Here is a 26,181-nt window from a genome sequence, read left to right as displayed (position 1 = left end):
CGGTCCAACTCCTCCGGCGAACACGATGTCGCCCTCCATCCCCGACGCCCTCCGTCCCCTCCGCGCGCTCGCGCCGTCGAACGGCCCCGACCGGGACCGACAGCTCCGCCTGCGGATGCTGATCGCGACCGGGCTGGTGGTCGCGCTCCCGTTCGCGTTCGTGTACGCGTTCGTCTTCCTGATCAACGCGGTCGGGCTTCCCCTCCTCGAGTGGGCGAACGAGCGCCCGTACACGGGAGAGTTCTACGTCGATCCCGTCTTCCTGACGGTCGTCGTGCTCGTCGGGCTCGCGGTACAGTACCGGTACGGTCCCCGGACCGTTCTCCGCTCCGTCGGCGGCCGGCGCGTGTCGGCCGACGAGTACCCGGCGCTCCACGCCGCCGTCACGCGGCTGGCCGCGCAGGCCGACGTTCCGAAGCCGGACGTGGCGGTCGCGCACACGGAGCTGCCGAACGCCTTCGCGGTCGGGACGCCCGGCAACGGCACGGTGGTCGTCACGACCGCGCTGGTGGAGACGCTCGACGAGGACGAGCGCGACGCCGTGCTCGCCCACGAACTCGCGCACCTCGCGAACCGCGACGCCAGCCTGATGACGGTCGCGTGGGTGCTCCCGACGGTCACCTACTACCTCGCGGTGCTCGCCTTCTACGTCCTCTACGGCCTGTTCCGATTCCTCAGCTTCGGCGGCGGCGGGTCGGGCGGGAACCGCGACGGCCGGGCGCTCGCGGTCGGGATCGTCGTGATCACGGTGAGCGCGGTCCTCACGCTCACCGTCTCGGCGATGTTCTGGGTCGGGAGCGTCCTCATCCACCGGGTGCTCTCGCGGTATCGCGAGTACGCCGCCGACCGCGCGGCCGCCGAGATCACGGGGTCGCCGGCGGCGCTCGCGACGGCGCTGGAGACGCTCGACGAGTCGATGCCGGCGGTGCCCGAACGCGACCTCCGCGAGTTCGACGGCGGCGCCGAGGCGCTGTACGTCGCGCCCCTCGAGAGCCGCGCGTTCGGCGACGAGGAGCTGGTGAGCACCGACGTGTTCCCGGAGACCCACCCCCCGACCCGCGAGCGAGTGAAGCGGCTCCGCGAGCTCGCGGGTGAGACCGCGTGACGGAGCGCGACGCGGCCGGGGACTCCACCAACTGCGTCTCTCGACGCCGGTTCCTCGCGGCCGCTGCCGTCGGCCTCGCCGGCGCGCTCGCCGGCTGCGGCTACCGCCCCGGCGGCGGCGACCTCGCGTGGGAGTCGTCGCTCGGGGGCGGCGGGCTGTTCGGCGTCGGCGACCGCTGGTTCCTCCCCGCCGGCGACCGGCTGTTCGTCGTCCGCAACCAGTCCGGTCGGACGTTCGACGTCGAGGACGACGCGTGGCGCGACTACGAGAACGCGGCGGTGACGGGGTACAATCCGGCCGGCGACCCCCGGCTCGAGGCGGAGACCGACCGACAGGCCGCGGGCGCGCCGGCCGTCACCGACGCGTCGGTGTTCGTCCCCGTCGAGGGCGGACGCGTCACCGCGATCGACCGCGAGACGGCCGCGTTCGATCTCGATGACCCGACGGTCGATAGGGGCGACAGCGACGGCGACGAGCCCGACCCGGTCCGCTGGCAGACCGACGCGCCTGTGAGAAACGTCGACGCTGTCCGCGCCGGCGAGCGTCTCGCGGTCGCCGTCACTCGGAACGACGCGGTGGTCCTCGACGCCGAATCCGGCGACCGCGCGTTCGCCGTCAGCGAGGCGTGGGCCGACGCGAGCGACGGGTCGCTGCGCTCGCTTTCCCCCGACCGCGTCGCGGTCGACGGCGACGCCGTGTGGGTCGCTCTCGCCGAGGGCGACTCGGGGGGCGCTCGCGTCGCCCGGTTCGACGCGGCCGGCGAGCGGCTGGTGACCCGATCGCTCGACGTCGGCGTCGACTGGCTCCTCGTCGTCGACGACGGCCTCGTGGCCGGGGTCGACGGCGAGCGGTCGGTACGCGGGTTCGACCGGGAGCTCGATCGGCGGTTCGCGCTGGAGGTACCGGCGCCGACCGGCCGACCGCCCATCGGCGGGGACGGCGAGGGCGACGACGCCGGTCACCGGGTGTATCTCCACCGCGGCGACCGGGTTCGCGCGCTCGACGTCGCGGCCGGCGAGGTCGCGTGGGAGCACGCCGGCCCCCCGGCCTCCCGTCCGGTCGCCGTCGACGAGCGGGGGATCTACGGGGTCGGTCGGGAGGCGGTACGGGACGGGAGTCGCGAGACCCGACCGGTGATCGTCGCGGTCGGCGCCGACGGCGCTGACCGCTGGTCGGCTCCTCTCCCGGAGGGCGTCCGCGTCGAGAAGCTGTTCGCGATCGGTGACCGGCTGGTCGTCGTCGACGACGCGAAGCTGTACGGGTTCCGGGCGAGCCCGGGCGAGCGGTGGTCGCTGCTCGGATGAGGACGGCGGCGAGGGTCTCCGTGCCGGTACGGGTGTCGGTGCCGCGGCCGCGACGGTGAGCGCCCTACTCCGCGAGGAGGCTCTCGCCGTCGAACGTCGCGTCGGCGTCGACGTCCATCAGGTCGAGGATCGTCGGTGCCACGTCGAAGAGGTTCGAGCCCGCGACGTCGACGTCGGGGTCGGTGGTGTACAGAAGCGAGTTCTCGAACTTGTGCATCCCGTTGCGCGGCCCCTCGGTGAAGACCGCCTCTTTCCCGCCGAAGCCGGACTTCAGGTCGAAGCCGTCCGCGGGGATGACGACGAGGTCCGGCGCGATCTCGTCGTGGGCGCCGTCGAAGGCGTCCTCGCCGTTCACGATCCGCTTGCATACCTGCCGGCCGTCGGGGCCGGTGAGCTCCTCGAGATCGCTTCTGAGCTCCTCGCGGACCGCCTCGTACTCCGACTCGGGAACGACGCCCTCCGGCTCGCGACCCTCGAGGTTGAGGTAGAAGCGCCCGGGAATGAGCGAGTACGCCCGCGTCTCGTCGTCGATGTCCGCGAGCGAGTCGTGGTCGTCGCCGTCGTAGGAGAGCCACCCCTCGTCGGCGAGGAACTGGTTGCAGTTCACCTCCCACTCCAGCTCGGTGAAGCCGTGGTCGGAGGCGACGATCAGGGTCGTGTCGTCGTCGAGAGAGTCACGGATCTCGCCGATGTATCCGTCGAGCTTGCGATAGAAGTCGAGGAACTCCTCGTGGTACTCGCCGTCGGTCGCGTAGTCGCGGAACAGGAAGTGGTTGACGCGGTCGGTGGTCATGAACACGCCGAAGAAGAGGTCCCAGTCGTCCTCCGCGAGGTAGTGGGTGAACACGTCGTGTCGGGCGTCGAGGGTGGCGTGAGCGTTCTCGATGAAATCGCGTTTGTCCTCGTCGTGGCCGAGCTTCGCGTTCACGTCGATGCGGTAGTTCCGGTCCTCGAGCACCCGCTCGACCGCGTCGTCGCTCGCGGCCGCGTCGATGCCGGGCGAGAGGAAGCCGGAGACCTGCCGCTGGATCCGCGTCGACGGCGGGAACGTGACGGGGACGTTGAGCACGGTCGCGTCCCGGCCCGCGTCGGTGACGCGGTCCCACAGCCGCGTCGCCTTCACGTGGCGCCCCATCGGGACGTACGTCTCGTAGGAGTCGACCTCGCGGTCCTGGAAGCCGTACACGCCCGTTTCTCCGGGGTTCACGCCGGTCGTGAGGCTCGGCCAGCACGCGCTCGACTCGGGCGGCACGATGCTCTCCAAGCGCCCGGCCGACCCCGTCTCGGCGACGTCGGTCAGGTTCTCGAAGACCTCGGGATGCTCCTGAACGAGATCGTACGGTACGCCGTCGATGCCGAGGAAGACGACACGCTCGTCGTCGTCGCCGCGCAGCCGGTCGAACAGTCCCATGACCCGGTAGTCCGGTTCCGCCGACATATCCCTTGTGCTCCGACGAGCCGGCGGGTCCGCGGTGCGTTCCCGCCGAGCGCCGGCGCGGTGCGGATTCAGAAGGCCTATTTCCCTCCGCACAGACCCTCCGGGCGTATGAGCGATGACTTCCCGGCGAGCGTCGACGTCGATTACACCGACGGCGAGGGCGAGGATCCGGCGGACTACCCGTCGCTGCAACACAAGCTCGAGAAGGCGATCGAGGTCACCAAGACGGGGCTCGAGCAGTACGAGAACCCGGCGGTGATGTGGACTGGGGGGAAGGACTCGACGCTGACGCTGTACTTCATCAACCAAGTGGCCGAGCAGTACGGGTACGAGAAGCCCACCGCGGTGTTCATCGACCACTTCCAGCATTTCGATGACATCACTGACTTCGTCGAGCACTGGGCCGCCGAGTGGGAGATTGATCTCGTGTACGCCCGCAACGAGGACGTGGGCGCGTACGTCGAGGAACATGGCCTCGAACCCGGCGACGACATCCCCGTCGACGCGCTGAACGAGCAGAACCAGCATCACATCCGGGACATTCTCGAATACGAAGAGGACACGTTCCCGTTCCTCTTGGACACGTACGTGGGCAACCACCTGCTGAAGACGGTCGCGCTCAACAACGCCCTCGAAAAGTACGACATCGACGGCGTCATCTCGGGCGTGCGGTGGGACGAACAGGAGGCGCGCGCGGACGAGACGTTCTTCTCGCCGCGCCACGACCCGGACCTGTTCCCGCCGCACGACCGCATCCAGCCCATCCTCCAGTTCGCCGAGGCCGACGTGTGGGACGCGTTCTGGAACTACGTCGTCCCCGACACCGTCGACTCCTTCCCCGACGACGGCTACGTCCCGCAGGCCGACGACGACCTCCCTGAGGGCGTCACCCAAGAGGACATTCCCATCTCGCCGAAGTACTTCGCCGGATTCCGCTCGCTCGGCAGCGAAGTCAGCACCGACAAGACGACCGAGGAGCCCGCGTGGCTCCAGGACCTCGAAGGGACGACCGAGCGCGCCGGCCGCGCCCAGGACAAAGAGGACCTCATGGAGCGGCTCCGCGACCTCGGCTACATGTAACGCTCGGCGGACCCGTTCCGTTTCGATATCGGCGTTCGGCCTGAAAGTCGCTCAGGGGTTCGGCGCGTAGAGTGCGTACAAGATGGACAGCATCCCCGCCGCGGTGACGAGCGCCGCCACGAAGCCGGCCTCGAAGATCGACACCTGAAGGACCTCGAAGAGCACGCCTTCGAGGAGGCCGCCGAGCCCGATCAGCGCGAAGCCGGCCGCGACGTAGAGTAGCAGCCGCGTGTGATGCCGCCGGTACCCGCGATACGCTTGGTACGCGATGACAAGCGCCAACGCGGTCGTGAACAGTTTGGCGATGACGAATAGCGTGTGTTCCATGAGTCAGTCTCCCCGCATCTCCTCGAAGATGGACGTGATCCGGTCGGCGGGGTCGGGCCGGACGTCGATCCGGACGTCGAACCCCTCGGCCTGCAGGAGGACTTCGACGCGTTCGAGTCGCGCCTCGTACTCGCTGTAGTGCCGGCCGCCGGGGTCGACGTGCGTGTACTCCTCGAGGAGGCCCTGCTCGACGAGGCGCGTCACGCGGCGCGAGACGGTCGGGCGCGACATGCCGCACTCCTCGCTGAGCTCCTTCGCTGACAGCCGGCCGGTCTTCGTCGCCACCAGGATGTCGCGGGCGTACTCGTCGTCGAGCGTGGCGAAGATCGCCGGCGGGTCGGGCTCCTCGGTCACAGTCGCCTACTCGCGACAGGAGGGTAATATAGCCCGCCGATTTTCCGAGTCGGAACGCCGGCTCACCGTTATATCGTCTCTCCCCGCCTACCGATAGTTGAAGGTGAAATAAGTATGTCCACACTCGACTCCGGCATGAACCAGCTCGAGAGCAGAGTCGGCGGCCTGACCGTCGGCGGGAAAGTCCACAGCCTCAGCGCGTGGTTCGTGCTCGCGCTCCGCCTCATGATGGGCATCGCGTTCCTGAACGCGGGACTGAGCAAGCTTCTCAGCGCGGAGCCGTTCAGCGCGTACGGCTATCTGGCGAACGCGGTGCCGGCGAACGGCGGCCCGTTCGTCGACCAGTTCCTCTGGATGGCCGGGAGCCCGACGGTTCTCGCGGTCGTGGACGTCGCCGTGCCGTACGGCCAGGTCGCGATCGGTCTCGGCCTCATCGTGGGCGCGTTCGTCCGCCTCGCGGCGTTCTTCGGCGCGCTCATGATGGCGACGTTCTACGTCGCCAACTGGGACATCGCCCACGGCTTCATCAACGGGGACTTCGCGTACATGCTCGTGTTCCTCGCGGTCGCCGCGTTCGCCGCGGGCCGCATCCTGGGACTCGACCGGTACATCGAACAGTACGAGGTCGGCGGCGAGGCGCTCGTCGAGCGCTACCCCGTCCTCGAGTACGTCCTCGGCTAACCACGCCGAGCGCTTTTCGGGAGTACACCAATGCAAAATCCAATTCGAGCACGCGGGATTCGTTCTCTGGGACTCGTCGTCGTCGGAGCGCTCGCTCTGGCCGTCGTCGCCGGAATGGCGCTGACGCACGCGACCGTTCCGGACGCAGTGATGTGGGGCTGGCACGACGGGATGTGGACCGACGGCCACATGGTCGGCTGGGGCGGATGGGGCTGGGGGATGCCGCTGTTCGGCCTCCTCTGGATGGCACTCCTCGTCGCCCTCCCGGTCTCTCTCGTCTACTGGCTGGCAACGCGGTCGCGATCGAACGGCTCCGCCGAGGACGGCGCGCTCGCCGTCCTCGAGGAGCGGTACGCCCGCGGAGAGATCGACGACGAGGAGTTCGACCGCCGACGCGCTCGGCTCATATCCGACGACGATCGTTCCTGATCGCCGCTGCCGGTACAACGTGAGGACCGACGGACGGTCAGCTGAACTCCCGCGGCGCCTACTCGCGGAACCCGAGCAGTCGGAGGCCGTTCAGCGAGACGATCACCGTCGAGCCCTCGTGGCCGACCACGGCCAGCGGCAGGGGGATGCCCCGCAGCAGGATCGCGCCGACCATGAGCGCGATCGCGCCGAAGGCGATCGCGAGGTTGACCGTCAGCGTCCGGCGCGTCCGCCGACCGAGTCCGAGCACGTACGGGATCTTCCCGATGTCGTCGCCCATCAACACGACGTCGGCCGTCTCGAGGGCGACATCGGTCCCGGCCCCACCCATCGCGATCCCGAGCGTCGCGGTCGCCAGCGCGGGCGCGTCGTTCACGCCGTCGCCGACCATGGCCACGTTCTCGTAACGGGAGACCAGGTCGTCGATGCGGTCGACCTTCTCTTCGGGGAGCAGTTCCGCGTGCACCTCGTCGATACCCACCTCCTCGGCGATCCTGTGGGCGACGCGTTCGTTGTCCCCCGTCAGCATCACGATGTGGTCGACGCCGAGCGCGCGGAGCCGTTCGATCATGTCCGCCGCGCCGGGACGGACGGTGTCGGTGAAGGCGAGCCAGCCGAGCACCGAGGCGCTCCGGTCGCTCTCGCGGACGACGAGCACGCTCGTTTTCCCCTCCGCTTCCAGCTCTCGTAACCTGTCCAGGCCGGCGTCCAATCCGTCGATCGACCGGTCAGCCAGAACGGTCTCGACGTAACTGCGGTTCCCGATGTGGACGACGTCGTCCCCGACGGTCGCGTGGACCCCTTTCCCGGCGGTGGCCTGGAACCCGCTCGCGTCGGGGACGTCGAGACCGCGTTCGGTCGCGGCGTCGACGGTCGCCTCGGCCAGGTGGTGTTCCGAACGCGCCTGAACGGCTGCCGACAGGCCGAGCAACTGATCGTCGTCGAGGGAGCCGGTCCCGGTCCCGGTCCGAGACGCCTCCCGCACGACCACGTCGGTCAGTCGCGTGTCGCCTTCGGTGAGCGTCCCCGTCTTGTCGAAGGCGACCGCGTCGATGGACGCCGCCGTCTCGACGTGTTCGCCGCCCTTGAAGAGGACGCCCTGTCGCCCGCCCGACGCGATCGCCGAGAGCACGGCCGCCGGCGTCGAGATGATGACCGCACACGGCGAGGCCGCGACCATGAGCGTCATCGCGCGGTAGAACGCGCCGGTGAACTCGCTCCCGAGCGCGAGCGGAATCCCGATCGCCGCGATCGTGAGCCCGAAAACGCCGAGGACGTACGGCTGTTCGAGGCGGTCGATGAGCCGCTGTGTCGGCGCCTTCTCGCTTTGCGCCTCTTCGACCATGTGAATGAGCCGGGTGATGGCCGACTCGTGGGCCCGCCGCGTGACCTCGATCTCGAGGCTCCCGCTCTCGTTGAGCGTCCCGCCGAACACCTCGTCGCCGGGCCCCTTCGAGACGGGCATCGACTCGCCGGTGAGCGACGCCTCGTCGACCGTGCTCTCGCCGGACGCGACGGTCCCGTCGAGCGGGATCTTATCGCCGGGACGGACCACGAACACGTCGCCGACGGCGACGTCGTCGATGGGCACGGTGACCTCCTCGCCGTCGCGGAGCACCTGCGCCTCGTCCGGCCGCATCTCGACGAGCGACTCGATCGCCCGGCGCGAGCGCCCGATCGCGTAGTGCTGGAGGACGTTCGACAGCGAGAACAGGAACAGCAGCATCGCGCCCTCGAACGGGGCGCCGATCGAGAGGGCGCCGAGCGCGGCGACGATCATCAACAGGTCGATGTCGACCGCGCGGTGGCGAAGCGTCTCGATCGCCCCTTTGAGCCCGTACCAGCCGCCGAAGACGTATGCGACGGCGTAGCCGGCCCACTCGAGAAGGAGCGGTCCGGCGAGCCACCCCGTCGCCAGGCCGGTCGCCATCCCGAGCAGCGTCAGGCCGACGAACGTCGCCTCCCGCCTGAGCTTCGAACGGGATCTCACGCCGTCCGTGTCCGGTTCGGCGTCGCCCCGGATCGACACGTTCCGGTCGCGGACGGCGTCTCGAATCGCTTCCTCCGAGATGACGCTCCCGTCGTAGGTGATCCGGGCGTCTCCCGTTCGAAACGAGACGTCGACGTCGCGGACGCCGGAGAGCCCCGCGAGATGACGTTCGAGCGCCCGCGCTCCCGCGTCGCCGCGGCCGCCTCGTCGTTCGACGTGGACGGTACACGTCGAGGGCGACGACGGTTCAGTGACGGCCGCGTTCTCGGCACCGCCGATTTGGTCTGATGTCACGTGTTAGGCACTCCAGTGCGTATCTGTCCGACGGCTGTGGGGGGTCGCTCGGTCCCTCGGAGCGCTCCTCGGTGTCGATACGCTGGTCGAAGCGATCATCCGACGATCGTCACCGGAATCCGCGCTCGGCGGGTGACCGTTTCGGCGACGCTTCCCAGAAGCGCCCGGTCGATTCCCGACCGGCCGTGGCTCCCCATAACGATCTGATCGACGCCGTGGCCGTCGGCGTAGTCGAGAATCGCACGCGCCGGTTTCCCGACTTCAGCGACGGTGTCGAGAACGCTATCGCGCTCCGCCGCGAGATCCGTCGCCGTCGTGAGGACCTCGGCGGCACGCTCTCGGGCGTCGTCGTACCACTCCTCCGCGACCGGCAGGCCGCCGGCCTCCACGTCGATCACCGAGTCGACCGGGTCGATGACGTACATCGCGGTGACGGCGGCGTCCGGGAAGGTCTCCAGTGCGTACGCGAGCGCGCGTTCGGCGAGCGGGGAGCCGTCGAAGGCGACGAGGACGTCGTCGGGCATATCAGCGGCTTCGAGATGAACTGAGAAGAAGGTAGTGTCGAACCCTCGGCAAGTGGGGTCACTGTTAACTGCGACGTGGTCGCAGTCGGAGCTATGTCCGGTGTCCGCGCGTGGATCGATCACCATCGCCTCCTGAGCTTCGTCGCGATCGCGTACGCGTTCACGTGGACGATCCAGGGCGCGCTCGCGTATTCGGGGATGGAAGCCTCCTGGACGCACTCGATCCTGATCGGGTTCGGCGGATTCGGCCCGCCGATCGGGGCCGCGGTCGTCGTCTGGGCCGCCGGCGGGAGCCTCCGCACGTGGGTCGGCCAGATGTTCAACTGGCGGGTCGGTGCGAGATGGTGGACGCTCGCGATCGGGCTTCCGTTCATCATTCTCTCGCTCGGCGTCCTGCTGTTCGTCCTGGCCGGCGGCCCGATCGACCTCACCGAGTTCGAGTCACCCCTCATCTACCTGTTCGCGATGGCGTGGGGGACGGTGTGGGGCGGCGGCCAGGAGGACCTCGGCTGGCGCGGCTTCATGCTGCCCGTTCTGCAGGACTCGTACAGCGCGCTGGCGTCGAGCGTCATCGTCAGCGTCACGTGGGCGGTCTGGCACCTCCCGCTGTTCCTGAACGCGACGACCACCCACGGCGGCTGGCCGCTCTCTCAGCAGCTCCTCTGGATGGTCTCCATCCTCGCGGGGTCGGTCCTCTGGACGTGGATGTACAACAGCACCGGCGGGAGCGTCCTCGTCGTCGCGGTGTTCCACGCCGGCGTCAACGCCATGGGGATCTTCCACCCCGCCGACCCGGCGGCGCTCGTCCCGAACGGCGTGCCCGACCCCTGGCTGAACCTGCTCGCCGAGGTGACCGGTGCCCTCCCGCTCGTACTGATCGCGGTCCTCCTCGTCGCCGTCTACGGCGGCGACCGCCTCGCGACACGCGACCCGCCGACGCCGCGCGACGCCGGCCTCCCACCGGAACCGAACGCGGCCGAGTGACCGCCGCCGTCCTCTCGAGCGCTCACGGCCGTCGGAGCGCTGTCGCGTGCTATCCGGCGCCACAATAGTATTATGATTGATATGAACGTACGTTCCGTATGGTCTCCTCGAAGCGACTGCTCGTTATCGCGCTCGCCCTCGTCGTCGTTCTCGTGCCGGTCGCGGCCGTCGGCTTCCTCGTCTTCCCGCCGGATTTCGCGTACTCTCACACGTCGACGTACTCCTACGCGACGTCGATCAGCACGAACTCGACGATCGAAAACGCCACCTTCCATCTCCCGTTCCCCGCAGGTGCGGACGTGGAAGCCGACGCCGCGTCGAACCTCTGGATCTACGGCGACGACGGCACGCAGATCACGGACTGGGACGCGGCCGTCGTCCAGACCGCTTCCGGACCGATGCTCCGCGTCCACGTCGACCGCCTCGTCGGCGAGGACCGCTACGTCCTCTGGACGTACGCGCCGAACGGGTCGGTGATCGATCGGGCCGAGATCGGCCCTGACGAGATTCCCGCGGACATGACCGACAAAGCGCTCTCGCCCGACCCGACCCGGTACTCGATCGCGTGGCAGCGGTCGGTCGACCACGACATCGAAACGCGGTATCCGATCGGGAACGCGTCGTTCCTCGCACCGATCACCGACGTCTCTTCGACCGACTGCGAGTACGCGTGGGACGAGTCGGACGCGTGCTGGGAGTTCACGACCGTCGCCGCGGCCACCTACGAGGCGCCGGCGGAAGCGATCGTGACCATCGATGAAATCCGGTTCGAAGCCTGGAACGAGTGGGGGTTCTGGCTCTCGAACAGCTTCAACGCGTTCGAAGCGACTACACCCCCCGCGGTCTACGCGGACGACCGACAGGGCTGGACGCGGCTCGACGGTCAGCTGCACGCCGGAATGGGACGCTACGACGGCCCGGCGCGGTGAGCGGTCGCGACGCCGGCGGCGAGCGCAACGACGGCCGCGAGCGCGACGACGGCGACACGACTTATCTCGCTGCGCGGTGAGTCGGCACCGTATGGCTCCGCCTCAGCGCACCCCCTCCTTCGCGAAGCGGTTCGGCTCGACGCTGCTCGCCGGCGTCCCCGGCGTCCTCGCCCTCGGCGGCTACGTCTACCTCACGACGCCGCCGACGGCCGTCCCGCCCGGCCTGTCGCTCCCGCTCCTCGCGGTGTCGGCCGTGGTCAACTCGCTGCTCCTGCTCGCCGTCGCGTGTCTGGTCGGGACGTACGCCGCCCCGCGAGCGGGGCTGCGTTCGTTTCTCGCCGAGTCGGCGGGGAGCGGCGCCGACGTCTGGCGACGCCTGCGGCCCGAGCTCCGAGTCGCCGTCGGCCTCGGCGTCGCCGGCGGCCTCCTGATCCTGCTGCTCGACGTCGCGCTGGCGCCGTTCGTCGCGCAAGAGCTGCCCCGGTCCGCGATCGGGGCGACCGATCCGACCGCGGCGACCGTCCTCGCGTACGCCCCGGTCCGCTTCCTCTACGGCGGCGTCACGGAGGAACTGCTGCTCCGATACGGGCTCATGTCCGCGCTCGCGTTCGTCGGCTGGGTAGTGACGGGTCGCCCGTCCGACGGCCCCGGATCGGGAGTCATGTGGGCCGCGATCGCGGTCTCCGCCGTGGCGTTCGGAGTCGGTCACCTCCCGGCGCTCGCGCAGTCCGTCGGGTTGACGCCGGCGCTCGTCGCCCGGACGATCCTCCTGAACGCGATCGCGGGCCTCGTCTTCGGCTGGCTGTACTGGCGGCGGAGCCTCGAGGCGGCGATGGTCGCCCACGCCGCGTTCCACGTCCCGCTGGTGGCGCTCTCGCTCGTCCAGGTCGCGCTGGGGTAGCCGCCACTGACGCACGGTTCGGCGGCAGGCACTCGCCCCGCGAACCTATATGTCGGGGGCGCGCGACCGGCTGTCCGTATGACAGCGCCGAAGGCGACCGGTCCGATCGGTCGAGCGTCCGCCCGAGTCGGGCGGTACGTCAACCACGACGACGTCGTCGTCCGGTTCGTCTCGCTGTGGCTCGTCGTCGCGGGCGTGTTCACGACGGCGTGGCTCCTCAGCTACGCCCTCCTCCCGCAGGGGCTGCTGCGCGGCGAGAACCCCGTCGCGACCGCGGAGTACGCGGGCAGCGTGCCGCGGGAGTTCCTGACGCTGTTCGGGTGGAACGCGGCCGTCTCGCTGGTCGCCGTCGCGGCGAACGCGTTCCGTTCGGTGAACACGCCTCTCGGCTACGTCGTCCAAGTCGTCCAGGCACCGCGCTACGGAGCCGTCTGGGGGACCGGCTCGCTCGCCGTCGGGACGGGCGAGCGTATCGCGCCGTCGCTGGCCGTGCTCGTCGAGCGGAGCGGCCCCACCGAGATCACGGCGTTAGTCGCGATCGTGGTCGCGACGCGCGGCGTGATGCTCTGGCATCAGGCGTCCGGGCCCCGGTGGAAAGAGGAGTTCGAACGGGTGCGATCCCCGAGAGACTGGTCGCTGACGCGCCGCGAGTGGGCGGTCCTCGTCGGCGGATACCTGCTGTTGGCGGTCGCCTGCTACCGGGAGGCCGTCGCGATCGCGCGAGTCGCCGGGTGAATCGGGCAGATCGTGTGAATCGAGAAGGGACACGCGGTCTGCCGAGAGCGCCGACCCGTCGCGACCACCGACGTCAGCGGTCCGCGCTCAACGGTCCGAGAGCTGTATCCCGCGCGCGACGACGTACATCAGCGTTATCCCGGTGCCGACGGCGAGAACGAACTGCGAGACGACGGTGAGGAATCCGGTGAGAAGGGTGCTCCCGCCGACCAAAAGCGTGATCAGAAACAACAGTAGGGCCGTACCGCCGAACAGGACGATGAGGCCGGCGAGGGGACCCGCTTCTGCTCGGATCTGCCGGACGTCTAGCTCTCCTGACTCCGGATCGATAAACGGGGGCGACGACATGATTGTAGACTGATCACAAACACGTATAAGATAGACGGGCGATTCGCAGGTTCCTCGAATGAGCCCCTCAAGAGCCGATTCGCCCGGCGGGTGGCGAATCGCTAGCCGGAAAACGGAGAATCACGGAACACGCACGGATCGGGAACGCCGAACGCCCGGGCGCCGGTCGTTCGCAACTATTGATGTCGCGCTCGGGGGCCTTCTACCGGCGTTCGAGGCTCCGTGTCCCCCGATCACGACCCGAAACGTCTTTTCGCCAGGCGGCGAAGCCGCGGTATGTTCGGGACGAGCGGCGTCCGGGGGCGCGTCGGCGACGAGATCACCGCGAGCCTCGCGCTCGACGTCGGCCGTGCGCTCGCGACGGACGGCGCCGACACCGTCGTCGTCGGCCGGGACGCGCGCGAGAGCGGGCGGACGCTGAGTCGCGCGCTCTCGGCCGGGGTCACCGAGTGCGGCGGCGACGTGATCGAGGTAGGCGTCCAGTCGACCCCGACCGTCGCCCGCGCGGTCGTCCGCGAGGAGGCCGACGCCGGCGTCGTCGTCACCGCCTCGCACAACCCGGCGCCCGACAACGGGATCAAGCTCTGGAGCGCTGACGGCAGCGCGTTCGACGAGGACGCGAACGCCCGGATCGCGTCGATCGTGGAGGCGGCGGACTTCGACCTCGCGGCGTGGGACGAGCTCGGAGCCCGACGTCGGCTGGAGGGCGCCCGCGCTCGCCACGAACGCGCGCTCCGGGAGTCGGTCGCGATCCCGGCCGATCTGTCGGTCGTCGTCGACCTCGGCAACGGCGTCGGACGCGTCACCGCGGACGCGCTCCACGCGGCCGGCTGCGACGTGGAGACGCTCAACGCCCAGCGGGACGGGCGGTTCCCGGGGCGGCCGAGCGAGCCGACCGCCGAGAACTGCGCGACGGCCTGCGCGGTCGTCGAGGCGACCGACGCCGACCTCGGGGTCGTCCACGACGGCGACGCCGACCGCATGATGGCGATCAACGAGCGCGGGCGGTTCGTTCCGGGCGACGCGCTGCTCGCGCTGTTCGCCCGGCGCGAGGCCGACGCGGGCGACCGCGTCGCCGTGCCGGTCGACACGAGCCTCCTCGTCGCCGACGCGCTCGCCGAGGTCGGCGCCGAGGTGACGTACACCCCCGTCGGCGACGCGTACGTCGCCGCCGAGACGCGGAATCCGGACGTCGCCTTCGGCGGCGAGCCCAGCGGCGCGTGGATCTGGCCCGACCAGACGCGCTGTCCCGACGGCCCGCTCGCCGCCTGCACGCTGGCCGCCGTCGCGGGCGCGGAGGGGTCGCTTGCCGCGCTGGTCGACGACCTTCCGTCGTATCCGATCCGCCGGGACTCGGTCCGGATCGACGAGAAGCGGGCCGTCGTCGACCGCGTCGCGGAGCTCGCCCGGGAGTCGTTCGACGACGTGTCGACGCTCGACGGGATCCGGGTGGAGACGGAAACGGGCTGGTTCCTCGTGCGCGCGAGCGGGACCGAGCCGCTGGTGCGGATCACCGCCGAGGCGCGGGACGCGGCCGACGCCGACGAGCTGTTCGAGACCGCGCGCGGGCTCGTCGACCGGGGCGCCGACGCGCGCTGACTGCGTCTCACCGAGGGGTCGTGGCACGCGTGGTCGTCGCGCCTCGCGATTCGATCGGTCTCGTCACCATCGTCGGAATCGGTGGCGATGGCGTCGGATCGTCGAGTCGGTCGAATTCCGACCGCGTATCGGCGAGGCGAGGTCGGTGGATGAGAGAGACGCCGACCGAACGAGCCTCGTCACGCTACGTGAGGACCGAGAAAACCGCTCGTCTCCGACCGGCTACTCGTCGAGATACGGCTCGCAGACGAGTTCGACGCCCTCCTCGAAGCTGATTTCAGGCTCCCAGCCGGTGGCCTCGCGGAACTGCGAGTAGTCGGCCATCGTGTCGTGGACGTAGCCGTCGAAGGGGCATTCGATGTATTCGGGGTCGACGTCGGTGCCGAGCGCGTAGTTGATCATGGCGACCATCTCGTTGAACGAGTGCGCCTCTTGGGTGCCGACGTTGTAGACGCCCGTCAGCTCGTGGTCGGCGGCGAGCTCGCAGGCGCGGGCGACGTCTGAAACGTGGGTGAAGTCGCGCGTTTGACTGCCGTCGCCGAACAGCTCGGGCGCCTCGCCGTTCGCGATGGCGTCCGCAAATTGGGCGACCGTGTTCGCGTACTCGCCCTTGTGCTCCTCGTTGCCGGCGAAGCCCTGATAGACGGAGAAGAAGCGGAGGCCCGCCATCGCCACCTCGTGGTGGTTGGCGTAGTACTCGGCGTACCGCTCGCGGGCGAGCTTCGAGGCCTCGTAGGCGGTGTGAGCCTCCACGTCCATGTCGACGGGCGAGGGCTCGGTGCGGCTGCCGTAGATCGAGGAGGTGGAGGCGTAGACGACGGTGTCGCATCCCTCGCGGCGGGCGCGCTCGACGGCGTTGACAAACCCCTCGACGTTGACGCGACAGCCGCGCTGGGGGTTCTCCTCGTGCATGTTCCGCGAGGAGAGCGCGGCGAGGTGGAAGAGCACGTCGACGTCGGCGGGGAAGTCGTCGCCGAGGACGGAGGCCTCGACAAACTCCACGTCGTCGTCGAGGTTCTCAGACGTGCCGAGGTAGGTGTCGTCGACGGCGATCACGTCGTTGTCGCTCGCGAGGCGGTTCGCGAGGTTCGAGCCGATGAACCCGGCGCCGCCCGTGACGAGGACGCGTTTGTTTTGCATGGATGTGAGTCCTTAGAGAGGAGTCATTAGGGCTTTGGTTCTCCTGATTGGCCTTCCTCTAGAATTATGAGACGGATTATATCCTACCCTCGTATCCATGGCCTCTCGATACTACCCGTATCGTCGATGTACTAACTCCGCCAGTTCTCTTCTTCACCGCAGTTTAGTAGCTAATAAGATGATCAAGCCTAGACTGGTGGTGTGAACCTTGCGCTGATTACGGTCGATTCACTCCGGGCCGACCACGTCGGCTGTTACGGATACAACCGCGAGACGACTCCGAATATCGATACACTGGCGGCCGACGCTGACGTCTTCACCAACGCAATCTCTCACGCCTGCGCCACGCGTCCCTCTTTTCCTTCGATCTTGACCTCAACACACGGGATGCTATACGGCGGCTTCGATCATCTCTCTGAGGAACAGGTCCCGATGTCTGTCCCGTTGTCGGAGAACGGATACGCGACCGGTGGCTTTCACTCCAATCCTTATTTATCAGCCCAATTTGGATACGCACGCGGATTCGACACATATAGCGATCAAGAGGAAGACCCCAACCTCACGTCGCGAATTCGACGGTATGTCGCGAACAACGTCTCGGGACCCGTCCACGATGTCCTCTCGTGGATTCACGACAAGGCCGAAGAGCACGGCGGTGTCGACGTAGGCGCATACTACCAGAACGCGACGGATCTCACTGACCAGGTCATCCAGTGGACCGAATCGGCAGAAGAGCCATGGTTTGTGTGGGCGCACTATATGGACCCACACCATCCCTACGTCCCGCCCGAAGATCATCAACTGTTCGGTGAGACATTTTCTCGACGCCGGGGAGTCAAGCTTAGACAGCAGGTGCTGGAGAATCCCGATAGTCTCTCCGAGCGTGACTGGTCGGACCTGACCGATCTGTACGACGCCGAGATACGATACACCGACGCCGAGATCGGGCGGCTCGTCGAACACTTTACCAACACGACGTGGCTCCTCACCGCCGACCACGGCGAAGAGTTCTACGAACACGGTAACTTCGGTCACAAGAACCGCTTCTACGAGGAACACGTTCACGTTCCCCTAATCGTTGGTGGCGACGCTGCAGGGTCCGGGCAGCACGACCACCTCGTCGGCCTCAATGATGTCCCGGTGACGCTCCTTGACGTAGCAAACGTCCCCACGCCGGACACCTATCGGGGTTGGAACCTGTTTGATGGAGACCGCGAGGCGGTCATGGGTGGGTGGGGTCCCGAAACAGGGTCGGACCCTAACAGGGTTCGTCTCATGCATCGGACGCCCCACCGGAAGTTCATCCGCAATACGATTGATTCGACCGAGGAATTGTACGAGCTCTCGACCGATCCCGAAGAACGGGAGAACGTCTTCGCCGACGTTGACGCAAGCAACCACATCGACGCAGTCGAGAAGTTTGAAACGGAGATTCGAGAAACGGCACGGACTACGGACGCAGTCGAAATCGACGAGGACTTACAAGAACAACTGCGCAACCTCGGCTACAAGGAATGAGTCGTCGACTGTTCACTCGGTCGCTCGTACGTCACCGATAAGTCCCCCGACGCTAGTGGTCGCTCATGAAGAACCTCGCATTCGTCTTTGCGACCGGAGAAGGCAAGTACGCCGAACAGAGCGTTTTCCTCGCCCGCTCTATCGCTCGAACGAATCCGGACTCCGAAATCTACATTTTCGTCCCCGAGGCGGAGTCGCCTGACCGCCTTTCCGAGCTCGCAGAGTACGGGACGATCCTGGAAGGGCCGCAGCGAATCTCTGACTACGGAATCTCGACGAAGATAGACGCGCTGGCGGCGGCCGAGGACGCCGCCGACGAAGAGTACCTCCTGTTGTTGGACACAGACACACTCGTCCTCGACGAAATAACCGTCCACGAACAACCCGGCGATCTGTTCTTGAAGCCCGTCGACGTTGGTCTCCAGTACTGGGGGCGACGGAATCAGTCTCTTGACGAGTGGACATCGCTCGCGGGGCGTCTCGATCTTCCAGTACCCGAGTGGCGATACAAGAGTACGTTTGACCGAAACCCGATTCCGCCGTACTGGAACGCGGGCTTCGTTCTGACAGCAAACGATGGATTCGGTGCTCGGTGGCTCGACGCTGTTGAACAAATCTATCCCGATCTCTCCTACGAGTGGCATGCTGACCAGGTCACACTCGGCCTCCTTTCACAGGAGTACAGGACGGTGCCGGTTGATAACCGGTACAATTACCCCCTACATCTTAGATTGCGAGTCCCAGACGAGGTGACGGTACTGCATTACCATAACCTACCCAACCTGAAGAAGGCCAAGCGGTACGCTCCGTTCTTTGAGGAGATAGGAGTGTGGGAACTAGCCATGGCTGAGAAGTACTCTTACTCGCGCGGAGCATGGCGGTATTTGAAGCGAAAATACCTTCCGATGAACGAGGAGCATCTGCTGGAACGACTGCAGAATCGGATTATTGGCTGACTCTGAGTAGCAAGAAGACAGAGTAAGGCTTCAACGACTATATTGAATCGTACGTCCCTGTCCTGTATTGTGTCTAACATAACTGTATCGGAAGCGATTAATGCCACCCGCCGGAAAATTCAGCGCAATGCCGCTCGCATTCGCACATGACGACCAGAACTCCGCTGACCAGTTTGAGAGGAGAGTCTGTTCGTCGGAGCAGCATCACTCCATCTACGTGTCCCGCAAAATGAGTGAGCGGCTTTCCGCCCTCCAGTTATCGACGGCAGATGCGACTCGTTCTTGCTCGGCCAAACTCGGAGTTCTAAGGGCTGGAGCGGCTGACAAGGACTACTTATTGGCTGGGCACCGATTGTTTCGTACTAAGACGATACTAGATCGCGGTATTCTCGATACTGACACTCGGCTAGACACTGTTGTTGAGAACACGGTATTCTCGCGTGACCACGGAATGGAGTATCCGAACGACGAGAAGACTCGCAAGGACGCATGACGGTCGGTGAATGGGTTGCGAAATCGGGACGTCGCGTCCGAGACAATGGGTGGTCCGGTGCGAAGCAGTCAGCGTACGAGTTTTATGTCGGGGCCTGGAGCAATATCGGTCGACGGTACAATTATGGAACCTCCATTTGGGAAGACAACTGGGATATCTGCCTTGTCCTTGATGCCTGCCGCTGGGATCTCATCCCAGAAGTTGATCGCAGTTACCTGACGGATCAATCGAAGTACTCTGTAGCGAGTAGTTCGGGTGAATGGATTTCGAAGACATTCGCCGGTCGCGACAACTCAGATATAGCCTACGTCACCGCTAATCCGTACTCGAAGACGCTCCTCGACAAGGACGACTTCTTCCTCCTCGACGAAGTGTGGGAGTACGGCTTCAACGATGATGTCCGGACAATTCCAGCGGACCTCGTGACCAACCAGGCAATCAGTGCTTGGAACTCAGGACCGGAGCAATTGGTGGTCCACTACATGCAACCGCATCACCCGTTCGTTCCGAAGCCGATGGATGAAGGGCTTCCGCGACAGGAATTCGGCAGCCAACCGTGGGACAACGTCTGGCACAAACTTCGGAAAGGAGACGTTGACCGCGAAGAGGTCTGGAGTGGATACGCGGCGAATCTCGACTACGTGCTTGAACACGTTGATACACTCCTCGAAAATACGTCCGGGGAGGTACTCATAACAGCAGACCACGGCAACCTACTCGGTGAGTGGGGGATGTATGCTCACCCGGACTGGGTACCCCTCCCTGCTTTGAAGCGCGTCCCATGGATCAAGACGGTGGCTGAAGACACTGGGAGCTATGAACCTGTACATAATTTGATCCGGCAGGATAAACGAATAGACCGGAGCGACCAACTCGAAGCCCTCGGATACAAATGAGTACTCGACAAGAATTTAATACAACTGTCCTGTGCAGCTCACTGAACGACTATCCCCTCCATAGACAAGCACTTGACCTACGTGTAACTGTGAGTTTCTCTCGCAACTGATGACTGACGCGTCTGAAGTAAATCTTAGCTTCGAAGTAGGCAAGGGATTGATAGCAAAGGTCGTAATGGCTGTGATCGGATTCTCCGGAACAATACTCTTCGCGCGTCTTCTCGGAGCATCTGATTTCGGCGGGTACTATCTCCTGCTCATGATCGCAGAGTTCCTCAAAAAACCAGTAGACGGCTGGAGTGTAGCCGCAAAAAAGCGGTACTCAGAGCTAACAAGTCCGAAGGGTGAGATCATTGCCGGTCAGATGCTACTTCCCTTGTTTCTTGTCGTCTTTGTTGCGATCGGAGCGTATCCATTCAGAACTGCCATAGCCGATTACACTGGTGTTGCTCGCTCTTACCACGTTCTCGTCTTCCTAGCAGGGTCTCTGGGTCTCTATTCGGCCTTCGAATCAATTCTTGGCGCGACTGGTCTCGTTGGAAGGCAGACCGGTATTGATACTTTCCGGTCGGTGATCACGTTGGCTCTGCAGGTGTTGTTCGTGTGGTACGGGATTGGCGTTCTTGGGATGGCTTATGGTCTCGGATTGGCAACATTAATATCCGTTCCACTCATATTCTGGTCGTTAGATATTAGTGTTAATATTCCTACTATCAACACCTTCTGGTCTCTCGCCCGGTTCGCTAAGGACAGTATACCATACACCTTTGTTTCAAAAGCGTGGGACAGATACGATATATTCCTCATCGGTGCGCTATTGTCTCCAAGTGTCGTTGGTTACTACGAGGTCGCGTACAAATTAGTCGTACCAGCGACTTTCGTCTCGGGACTAATCGGGAGTATCATGATGTCCAGAACGAGCAATCTGGCAAGCCGCGGTGAGGACGCCACTGCAGATGTCACCAACTCTCTATCATTTGCGAGCCTATTTGCCATTCCGATCTTCTTCGGTGCTTTGGCCATTCCCGAGAAACTGGTCGTCACGGCGTACGGTCCTGAGTATCGATCGGCAGCAGTGCTCCTGATCGGTCTGGCCCTGTATCAGATATTCAACACACAGTCAACGGTCTTCGGAGACATCATAGCTGGACTGGACCGCCACAACGCAAATCTGAAAATCTCATTGGTTGCGTTCACGGTGAATATTATCTTGGGATACCTCCTGATACTTCGATACGGCGCTTTAGGAGTTGTTGCAGCGACTGTCGTTGCAAGTGTCGTCGAATACGTCGCTGCAGCCTACTTGCTCACTAGATTCGATATCCCATTTATATCGAAGACAGTGCTGCAAGAAGTCCTCGCCGGTGTCTTGATGTACACCGTTCTTGTAACTCTCTCAACGGCCATCAGTATCGACTCTTGGTACTCACTCCTGCTAGTCGTCGCAAGTGGTGGTCTCTTGTATTTCGTCGTTCTAATCGCAATTAGCTTGAGGGTTCGAACCGTTATCAAGTCATTTTTAAAAACAGTCACGACATAGATTTCAAATTTTCAATACCGTGTCTTTGAAATACACCGGAACCTATTTTCCGTCAAAAATGAATATACTTTTGATAATCGCAGATTCTCTGCGGGCCCAAAACACGAGTCTTCATGATTACCACCGAAAAACAACTCCATTTTTAGAGTCCTTCGCGGACGACGCTTCTTTATATACAAACGCACATGCCGCGGCCAATTGGAGCCTTCCCAGCCACGTGAGTATCTTCACAGGGCTCTATCCCGCCGAACACGGCATCTACGATGAAGGACGAAAACTCCGCCGGGGACACTCCGTGTTCGAATCCCTGCAAGAGGACGGCTACGAGACTGGCCTTTTTTCCTATAATGGGTATATAAATGGAGGTGTGGACACAGGTTTGGAACGGGGGTTCGATACGGTCTCAGGCTACAGAGAACCTCTCTTTCCGGAGGCATACAATCCTGGGGGAATGCGCGGGGAGAAACTAAAATCCTTCAAGCGGGCCCTCACAGACGACCAACCGATTCGATCGCTACTGAACGGGGCCGCGATGAAAATCGGCTGGGACTATCCCGACCTCGCCCCCGATTGGCTCACCCGAGAGACAATGGCCGGGAAGACTCCCGACGATATTTATGTTCGAGACTTTCTCGACTGGCACAAGGAGCGCACGGACGACTGGGCGGCGTGTGTCAACTTTATGAAGACGCACAACGCTTACCGCCCATCGGAGGAGTACGACCGATGGTCCACTCAGAAAGCGCACGATATTCAGGCTGACGTGGCGTACGGAAACTGGGAATATATTTCCGGTAAGCGGCCTGTCTCAGAACTTAAAGAGCTTATTGGTCTCTACGATGGGTGCATCCTTGAGGTTGATCAAATGATTGCAAGGATAGTCGGAGAATTGAAAAACCGCGGTGACTACGACGACACACTCATAGTTATCACCTCTGATCACGGGGAGGCATTCGGTGAGAATAGTTTCCGCGACGATATCACGCTAGCACAGCACGTGATCGGTGCTCATGAATGTCTGCTCCACGTACCGTTGCTGGTGAAATCTCCCGGTCAGAAAGAAAGCGAAGTAGTTGACGCGCCCGCGACCCTGACGAAGTTCCCGGATGTCGTGAGAGATGCCGACAAGTCGTTTATTACCGAGACGGCGTACGCGATGGACAGCGGCCTTAATGAGGTTAATTCTGAAATGCTAAAAAAATGGATCGGCGAGCGAGACAAAAGGTTTTTTGAAACGCTTTGGGTGGGGTACTACGAAGATGATGGGGATGTGCATAAACATATGAAATGGAACGATAAGGAGACCAGCATCAACTTGGAGACTGGAGAGAAGGTGCAGTCTAGAGTGGAGTTTGATTTCGAAGAGCAAGACGTTCTTGAGGAAGTCGACAGCGGCGTCAATGAGAAAGTCGAAGATCGGCTGGAGGAACTAGGGTACCGATGACGGATATTGCGATCTATGGACCGCTGAAGCAGACCGAAACCGGCCCGTCTGCGGTGACCCGAGGTATCGTTGACGGACTGGCAGATATCGGACATGATGTCACGTTATATACAGCGGGCGACGACGAGCACCCCCGCGCCCACACGGTCGCTATCCCGGGATCGCTGGACTCTGTCCCGAATTACTTTAGGACGAAACGACGAGCTGCCAAACTCATAGAAGCAAACGACCACGAACTGTTTCACTCTCTGACTGGGTTGATGCACGGCTCCGATGTTCAGACCGTACAAGGTATTTTTGCCGACCTACAGATGATTATGTGGTCTCCTCAGATAATTAATCCGCGCGAATTTATTGGGGCAAACATATACAGCCTCCTGAAGACTCCAGGTTACCACTTAGCGGAGAAACTCGTCGCTATCAGTCCATTCGTGGCGAATCAAAGCAAGAAATTCATCCGACGGAACCCCGACCGAATCATTCCCTTGGGCGTATACGACTCTTTCCGGCGGCCACCCGAAAACGGAGCGAGTAATAACATACTTATCCCCGGACTTGTCGCGCCTATCAAGGGAACTCATCGAATTCTACAACATTTGGATCCGCACGACGACCGATTTACTGTTGATATTTGCGGCAGCATTCAAGATCCAACATACGTAGAGAAGTTCCCAGGGTGGAAGCACAGATTGCACGGGTACGTCGATGACATCGGTGAGTACTTTGAGAAGGCAGATATCGTTCTGATCCCGTCAGAACACGACAATTACCCTACGACTGCCATCGAGGCTGCTGGTAGAGGTTGTGTCGTCATTGTGACCGATACGTGTGGTTTCTCTACCTTCGAAGAGGTCAGAGAGTGCGACGGGATTTTTGTTGTCTCAAACGGTGAGGAGATGGCGAAGACACTCAATACATTACTAGAAAATGACATATATGACAAAAAGAAAGCAGCTTATGATCTCTCTGCAAATATGACGTGGCGTTCAGCTGCGGAGCAGTATCATGAGATTTATCAAGAGGTGTTAGCATGACGCTTCGCGAATGGGCAGAAGGTGCCCAAAACGATATACGAGAGGAAGGATTAATTCGCGGCAGCAAAGCCGGGGCAGAGGAACTTTATCTCGGAATGTGGCGGAGGCTCGGTAAACACGTCAATTACGGTCGAAGAATCTACGACTACGACTGGGACTTGCTTATTATTCTTGATGCCTGTCGTGCGGACCTGATAGCCGAGGTGGTCGACGAGTATGACTTCTTGACTGCCGAATCGGCCTACTCTTGTGCGAGTAGCTCGGGTGAATGGCACAACAAGACCTTCACGCAAGAATATTCCAAAGAGATGTCGGAGACTGCTCTCGTCAGTGGAAATCTGCACACCGAAGATCGAGTTTTACCCGAAGACCTACTCTACCTAGACAGAGTCTGGGAGCACTCATTCAACGACGAGGAGGGAACTATTCTCGCCGAAGACATGGTCAATAGGACTGTGAGTGCGTACCGAAAGTACAATCCTGACCGGCTGATATCCCACTTCATGCAGCCTCACTGGCCGTTCGTTCCGAAAACCGGCTCCTATGGGGAAGGCATTCCTCGGTATCACAGCCATACACCCTGGGAAACCGCATGGGATTACCTCAAAGATGGAAAGGTATCCAAAAAGAAAGTCTGGGAAGAGTACAAGGATAACCTCCGGTACGCGTTGGACAACGTTGAAGTGCTTCTCAACAACATCGATGCAGAGAAGGTTATAATCACAGCAGATCATGGAAACCTCCTTGGCGAGTTTGGGCTGTACGACCACCCCTCGTATGTTCCTATCCCAACGCTCAAACGAGTCCCTTGGGTCGTCACCTCCGCCTCTGACAGTGGCGAGTTCACTGTCAACGAGTCAGAAGGCACTAGTCTCAGTGTAGACGAGAAGCTACGTGCCTTGGGATATAAGTAGAACTCTTTTTTTGCCAACCAAAGATTCGTTCGGAACGGTGAAGTAGCCGTCTTCACCCCCCATCGTCATTACGAATTCCATACACCATGTTATACGGCAGATCCTCTGAGTCCGTGTTGACGTCGAATCCGGCGTCGCGCAGGATTTCGAACACCTCTTCAAACGTCGTTTCGCCGTATCGTTCGTCGTTCCCCGCGACTGCGACTCTTTTAACCGGAGCTCCGACGGCGCCTCTCACTACTTCGGGCTCCAGCCCCTCCGCTTCGACTTTGAGAAAATCAATGCTAGGCACGTCCAAGTCGTTTGCGAGCTGTTTGATGGTTTTTACCGGGACGGTGACCGTTTCTCCGGAGCCACCATCGTCGGGATCGATGAGCGAGTCGTCTGTGATATCGTTGCCGAACTGAAGTTCCAGTTCGGAACTTTTGTCGGAGACAGCACAGCTGACTATCTCGATGTTTTCGTACTCTTCTGTGTTTTTCGCAAGCGAAGTACGTGCTCTCGGGCTCGGTTCGATGGCAAATACGCGTTCGGCATGACGTGCTGCAACTCGTGATGTCATACCGATATACGCGCCAACGTCGAAAACGATATCGCCAGGTTCCACTTGCACACCGTGACCTGAGAAATAGGTCTCCTCTAAGAACTCTATATGCCGGTCGGTATGGAGGGCATGAGACTGTAGTTGAGGAAAGTAGAACCGGTTCCGACTCCTAATATCATGGAGACACCATCCATTTTCAGACCGGCGTAAGACCTTCCCTTTAGCGAGATAGTACAACTGAAGTGTGAGTCGTCCGTTCGGCATCCGAAAATAGAGAAAGCGTCTGAAACCGTTGATCAACCCGCGTAACCCTTCCGTTCGGAGAATCTTGACACCCCGAGAGAGGAGGCCCATCTACAAACTACTGAGATCTGAGCATATAAAACGATTGCGTCACCCGAGTACGATACGATTGGTAATTCACGAATATGTCTGGTTTGTCAGCAGCTTGCCTCCGTGTGTATTCTTGTCATACCTGTTGTGGTTTTTAGTGGGCTTAGCTAGCTCTGTCTGGTGTTTTCATACTTAGGTACAACCTTCTTGATCTTGAGGTCTCCGTCATACCACCAACAATCGCAGCGGCGATCTGATTCAAGATCGGTAGTAATGCCTTTTTGTTACAGATAGGCATGCAAGTAGTCGTAAAAATATAAAAAGGACTTGATTCGTCTCTATTTACA

The 26,181-nt window shown here is 62.8% G+C and carries 25 protein-coding genes; 17 read left to right on the top strand and 8 right to left on the bottom strand.

The window, feature by feature from the left end; translation table 11 throughout:
• Positions 1-25 precede the first annotated feature (25 nt).
• Positions 26-1,105 (top strand): M48 family metalloprotease, encoded by a 1,080-nt coding sequence (locus FGM06_RS10635; protein ID WP_144799230.1) that lies wholly within the window; start codon positions 26-28, stop codon positions 1,103-1,105.
• Positions 1,102-2,409 (top strand): outer membrane protein assembly factor BamB family protein, encoded by a 1,308-nt coding sequence (locus FGM06_RS10630; protein WP_144799229.1) that lies wholly within the window; start codon positions 1,102-1,104, stop codon positions 2,407-2,409. The genes FGM06_RS10635 and FGM06_RS10630 overlap by 4 nt, the downstream gene beginning before the upstream one ends.
• Before the next feature lie 64 nt (positions 2,410-2,473).
• On the opposite strand, the gene FGM06_RS10625 is transcribed toward FGM06_RS10630, so the two are convergent.
• Complete coding sequence (locus tag FGM06_RS10625; RefSeq protein ID WP_144799228.1) at positions 2,474-3,820, bottom strand: alkaline phosphatase family protein; 1,347 nt, start codon at positions 3,818-3,820, stop codon at positions 2,474-2,476.
• Positions 3,821-3,955: 135 nt separating this feature from the next.
• On the opposite strand from FGM06_RS10625, the gene FGM06_RS10620 reads away from it, so the two are divergent.
• Entirely contained in the window at positions 3,956-4,927 is a 972-nt protein-coding gene (locus FGM06_RS10620; RefSeq protein WP_144799227.1) for a phosphoadenosine phosphosulfate reductase family protein, read from the top strand.
• A 51-nt stretch (positions 4,928-4,978) separates the two neighbouring features.
• On the opposite strand, the gene FGM06_RS10615 is transcribed toward FGM06_RS10620, so the two are convergent.
• Both FGM06_RS10615 and FGM06_RS10610 read right to left on the bottom strand, forming a co-directional pair.
• Positions 4,979-5,254 carry a DUF7521 family protein gene (locus tag FGM06_RS10615; protein WP_144799226.1) on the bottom strand — a complete coding sequence of 92 codons (276 nt, stop codon included), beginning with the start codon at positions 5,252-5,254 and terminating at the stop codon, positions 4,979-4,981.
• A gap of 3 nt (positions 5,255-5,257) precedes the next feature.
• Complete coding sequence (locus tag FGM06_RS10610) at positions 5,258-5,608, bottom strand: ArsR/SmtB family transcription factor (RefSeq protein ID WP_144799225.1); 351 nt, start codon at positions 5,606-5,608, stop codon at positions 5,258-5,260.
• Between the two features lie 114 nt (positions 5,609-5,722).
• Here FGM06_RS10610 and FGM06_RS10605 point away from each other — a divergent pair, with 114 nt between their 5' ends.
• Both FGM06_RS10605 and FGM06_RS10600 read left to right on the top strand, forming a co-directional pair.
• Positions 5,723-6,289, top strand: coding sequence for a DoxX family protein (locus tag FGM06_RS10605; RefSeq protein WP_144799224.1), 567 nt, complete (start codon positions 5,723-5,725; stop codon positions 6,287-6,289).
• A 30-nt stretch (positions 6,290-6,319) separates the two neighbouring features.
• Entirely contained in the window at positions 6,320-6,718 is a 399-nt protein-coding gene (locus FGM06_RS10600; RefSeq protein ID WP_144799223.1) for an SHOCT domain-containing protein, read from the top strand.
• A gap of 58 nt (positions 6,719-6,776) precedes the next feature.
• On the opposite strand, the gene FGM06_RS10595 is transcribed toward FGM06_RS10600, so the two are convergent.
• Positions 6,777-9,002, bottom strand: a complete 2,226-nt coding sequence (locus tag FGM06_RS10595; RefSeq protein WP_241662563.1) for a heavy metal translocating P-type ATPase — start codon at positions 9,000-9,002, stop codon at positions 6,777-6,779.
• A 95-nt stretch (positions 9,003-9,097) separates the two neighbouring features.
• Complete coding sequence (locus tag FGM06_RS10590; protein ID WP_144799222.1) at positions 9,098-9,526, bottom strand: universal stress protein; 429 nt, start codon at positions 9,524-9,526, stop codon at positions 9,098-9,100.
• 93 nt (positions 9,527-9,619) lie between these two features.
• Between FGM06_RS10590 and FGM06_RS10585 the strand changes: the two genes are divergently transcribed.
• From FGM06_RS10585 to FGM06_RS10570, 4 genes are all read left to right on the top strand, one after another.
• Entirely contained in the window at positions 9,620-10,510 is an 891-nt protein-coding gene (locus FGM06_RS10585) for a CPBP family intramembrane glutamic endopeptidase (RefSeq protein WP_144799221.1), read from the top strand.
• 98 nt (positions 10,511-10,608) lie between these two features.
• Complete coding sequence (locus tag FGM06_RS10580) at positions 10,609-11,439, top strand: hypothetical protein (protein ID WP_144799220.1); 831 nt, start codon at positions 10,609-10,611, stop codon at positions 11,437-11,439.
• A 91-nt stretch (positions 11,440-11,530) separates the two neighbouring features.
• The gene (locus tag FGM06_RS10575) at positions 11,531-12,340 is read left to right on the top strand and encodes a CPBP family intramembrane glutamic endopeptidase (protein WP_144799219.1); all 810 of its coding nucleotides are present in this window, start codon (positions 11,531-11,533) and stop codon (positions 12,338-12,340) included.
• Positions 12,341-12,418: 78 nt separating this feature from the next.
• Complete coding sequence (locus FGM06_RS10570) at positions 12,419-13,075, top strand: hypothetical protein (protein ID WP_144799218.1); 657 nt, start codon at positions 12,419-12,421, stop codon at positions 13,073-13,075.
• Positions 13,076-13,162: 87 nt separating this feature from the next.
• Here FGM06_RS10570 and FGM06_RS10565 read toward each other — a convergent pair whose 3' ends face one another.
• A complete protein-coding gene (locus FGM06_RS10565) occupies positions 13,163-13,423 on the bottom strand; it encodes a hypothetical protein (RefSeq protein WP_144799217.1) in 261 nt (86 codons plus the stop codon).
• 276 nt (positions 13,424-13,699) lie between these two features.
• Here FGM06_RS10565 and glmM point away from each other — a divergent pair, with 276 nt between their 5' ends.
• Complete coding sequence (glmM, locus tag FGM06_RS10560; protein ID WP_144799216.1) at positions 13,700-15,022, top strand: phosphoglucosamine mutase; 1,323 nt, start codon at positions 13,700-13,702, stop codon at positions 15,020-15,022.
• Positions 15,023-15,244: 222 nt separating this feature from the next.
• Here the strand turns inward: glmM and FGM06_RS10555 are convergent, their stop codons facing one another.
• Entirely contained in the window at positions 15,245-16,162 is a 918-nt protein-coding gene (locus tag FGM06_RS10555) for an NAD-dependent epimerase/dehydratase family protein (protein WP_144799215.1), read from the bottom strand.
• 201 nt (positions 16,163-16,363) lie between these two features.
• Here FGM06_RS10555 and FGM06_RS10550 point away from each other — a divergent pair, with 201 nt between their 5' ends.
• From FGM06_RS10550 to FGM06_RS10520, 7 genes are all read left to right on the top strand, one after another.
• Positions 16,364-17,680, top strand: a complete 1,317-nt coding sequence (locus FGM06_RS10550) for a sulfatase (protein WP_144799214.1) — start codon at positions 16,364-16,366, stop codon at positions 17,678-17,680.
• 65 nt (positions 17,681-17,745) lie between these two features.
• Positions 17,746-18,636, top strand: coding sequence for a hypothetical protein (locus tag FGM06_RS10545; protein WP_144799213.1), 891 nt, complete (start codon positions 17,746-17,748; stop codon positions 18,634-18,636).
• A 489-nt stretch (positions 18,637-19,125) separates the two neighbouring features.
• Complete coding sequence (locus FGM06_RS10540) at positions 19,126-20,025, top strand: alkaline phosphatase family protein (RefSeq protein ID WP_144799212.1); 900 nt, start codon at positions 19,126-19,128, stop codon at positions 20,023-20,025.
• Positions 20,026-20,134: 109 nt separating this feature from the next.
• Complete coding sequence (locus FGM06_RS10535) at positions 20,135-21,565, top strand: oligosaccharide flippase family protein (protein ID WP_144799211.1); 1,431 nt, start codon at positions 20,135-20,137, stop codon at positions 21,563-21,565.
• Positions 21,566-21,623: 58 nt separating this feature from the next.
• Positions 21,624-23,009 (top strand): sulfatase, encoded by a 1,386-nt coding sequence (locus FGM06_RS10530; protein WP_241662584.1) that lies wholly within the window; start codon positions 21,624-21,626, stop codon positions 23,007-23,009.
• Positions 23,006-24,043 (top strand): glycosyltransferase family 4 protein, encoded by a 1,038-nt coding sequence (locus FGM06_RS10525; RefSeq protein ID WP_144799209.1) that lies wholly within the window; start codon positions 23,006-23,008, stop codon positions 24,041-24,043. Before FGM06_RS10530 ends, FGM06_RS10525 begins: the two co-directional genes overlap by 4 nt.
• The gene (locus FGM06_RS10520) at positions 24,040-24,957 is read left to right on the top strand and encodes a hypothetical protein (RefSeq protein WP_144799208.1); all 918 of its coding nucleotides are present in this window, start codon (positions 24,040-24,042) and stop codon (positions 24,955-24,957) included. Before FGM06_RS10525 ends, FGM06_RS10520 begins: the two co-directional genes overlap by 4 nt.
• A 52-nt stretch (positions 24,958-25,009) precedes the next feature.
• Here the strand turns inward: FGM06_RS10520 and FGM06_RS10515 are convergent, their stop codons facing one another.
• Positions 25,010-25,570, bottom strand: coding sequence for an FkbM family methyltransferase (locus FGM06_RS10515; protein ID WP_186311005.1), 561 nt, complete (start codon positions 25,568-25,570; stop codon positions 25,010-25,012).
• Positions 25,571-26,181: the final 611 nt, after the last annotated feature.

The organism is Halorubrum depositum (assembly GCF_007671725.1).
Lineage (GTDB): Archaea > Halobacteriota > Halobacteria > Halobacteriales > Haloferacaceae > Halorubrum > Halorubrum depositum.
This window is presented reverse-complemented; position numbering and strand designations above follow the sequence as displayed.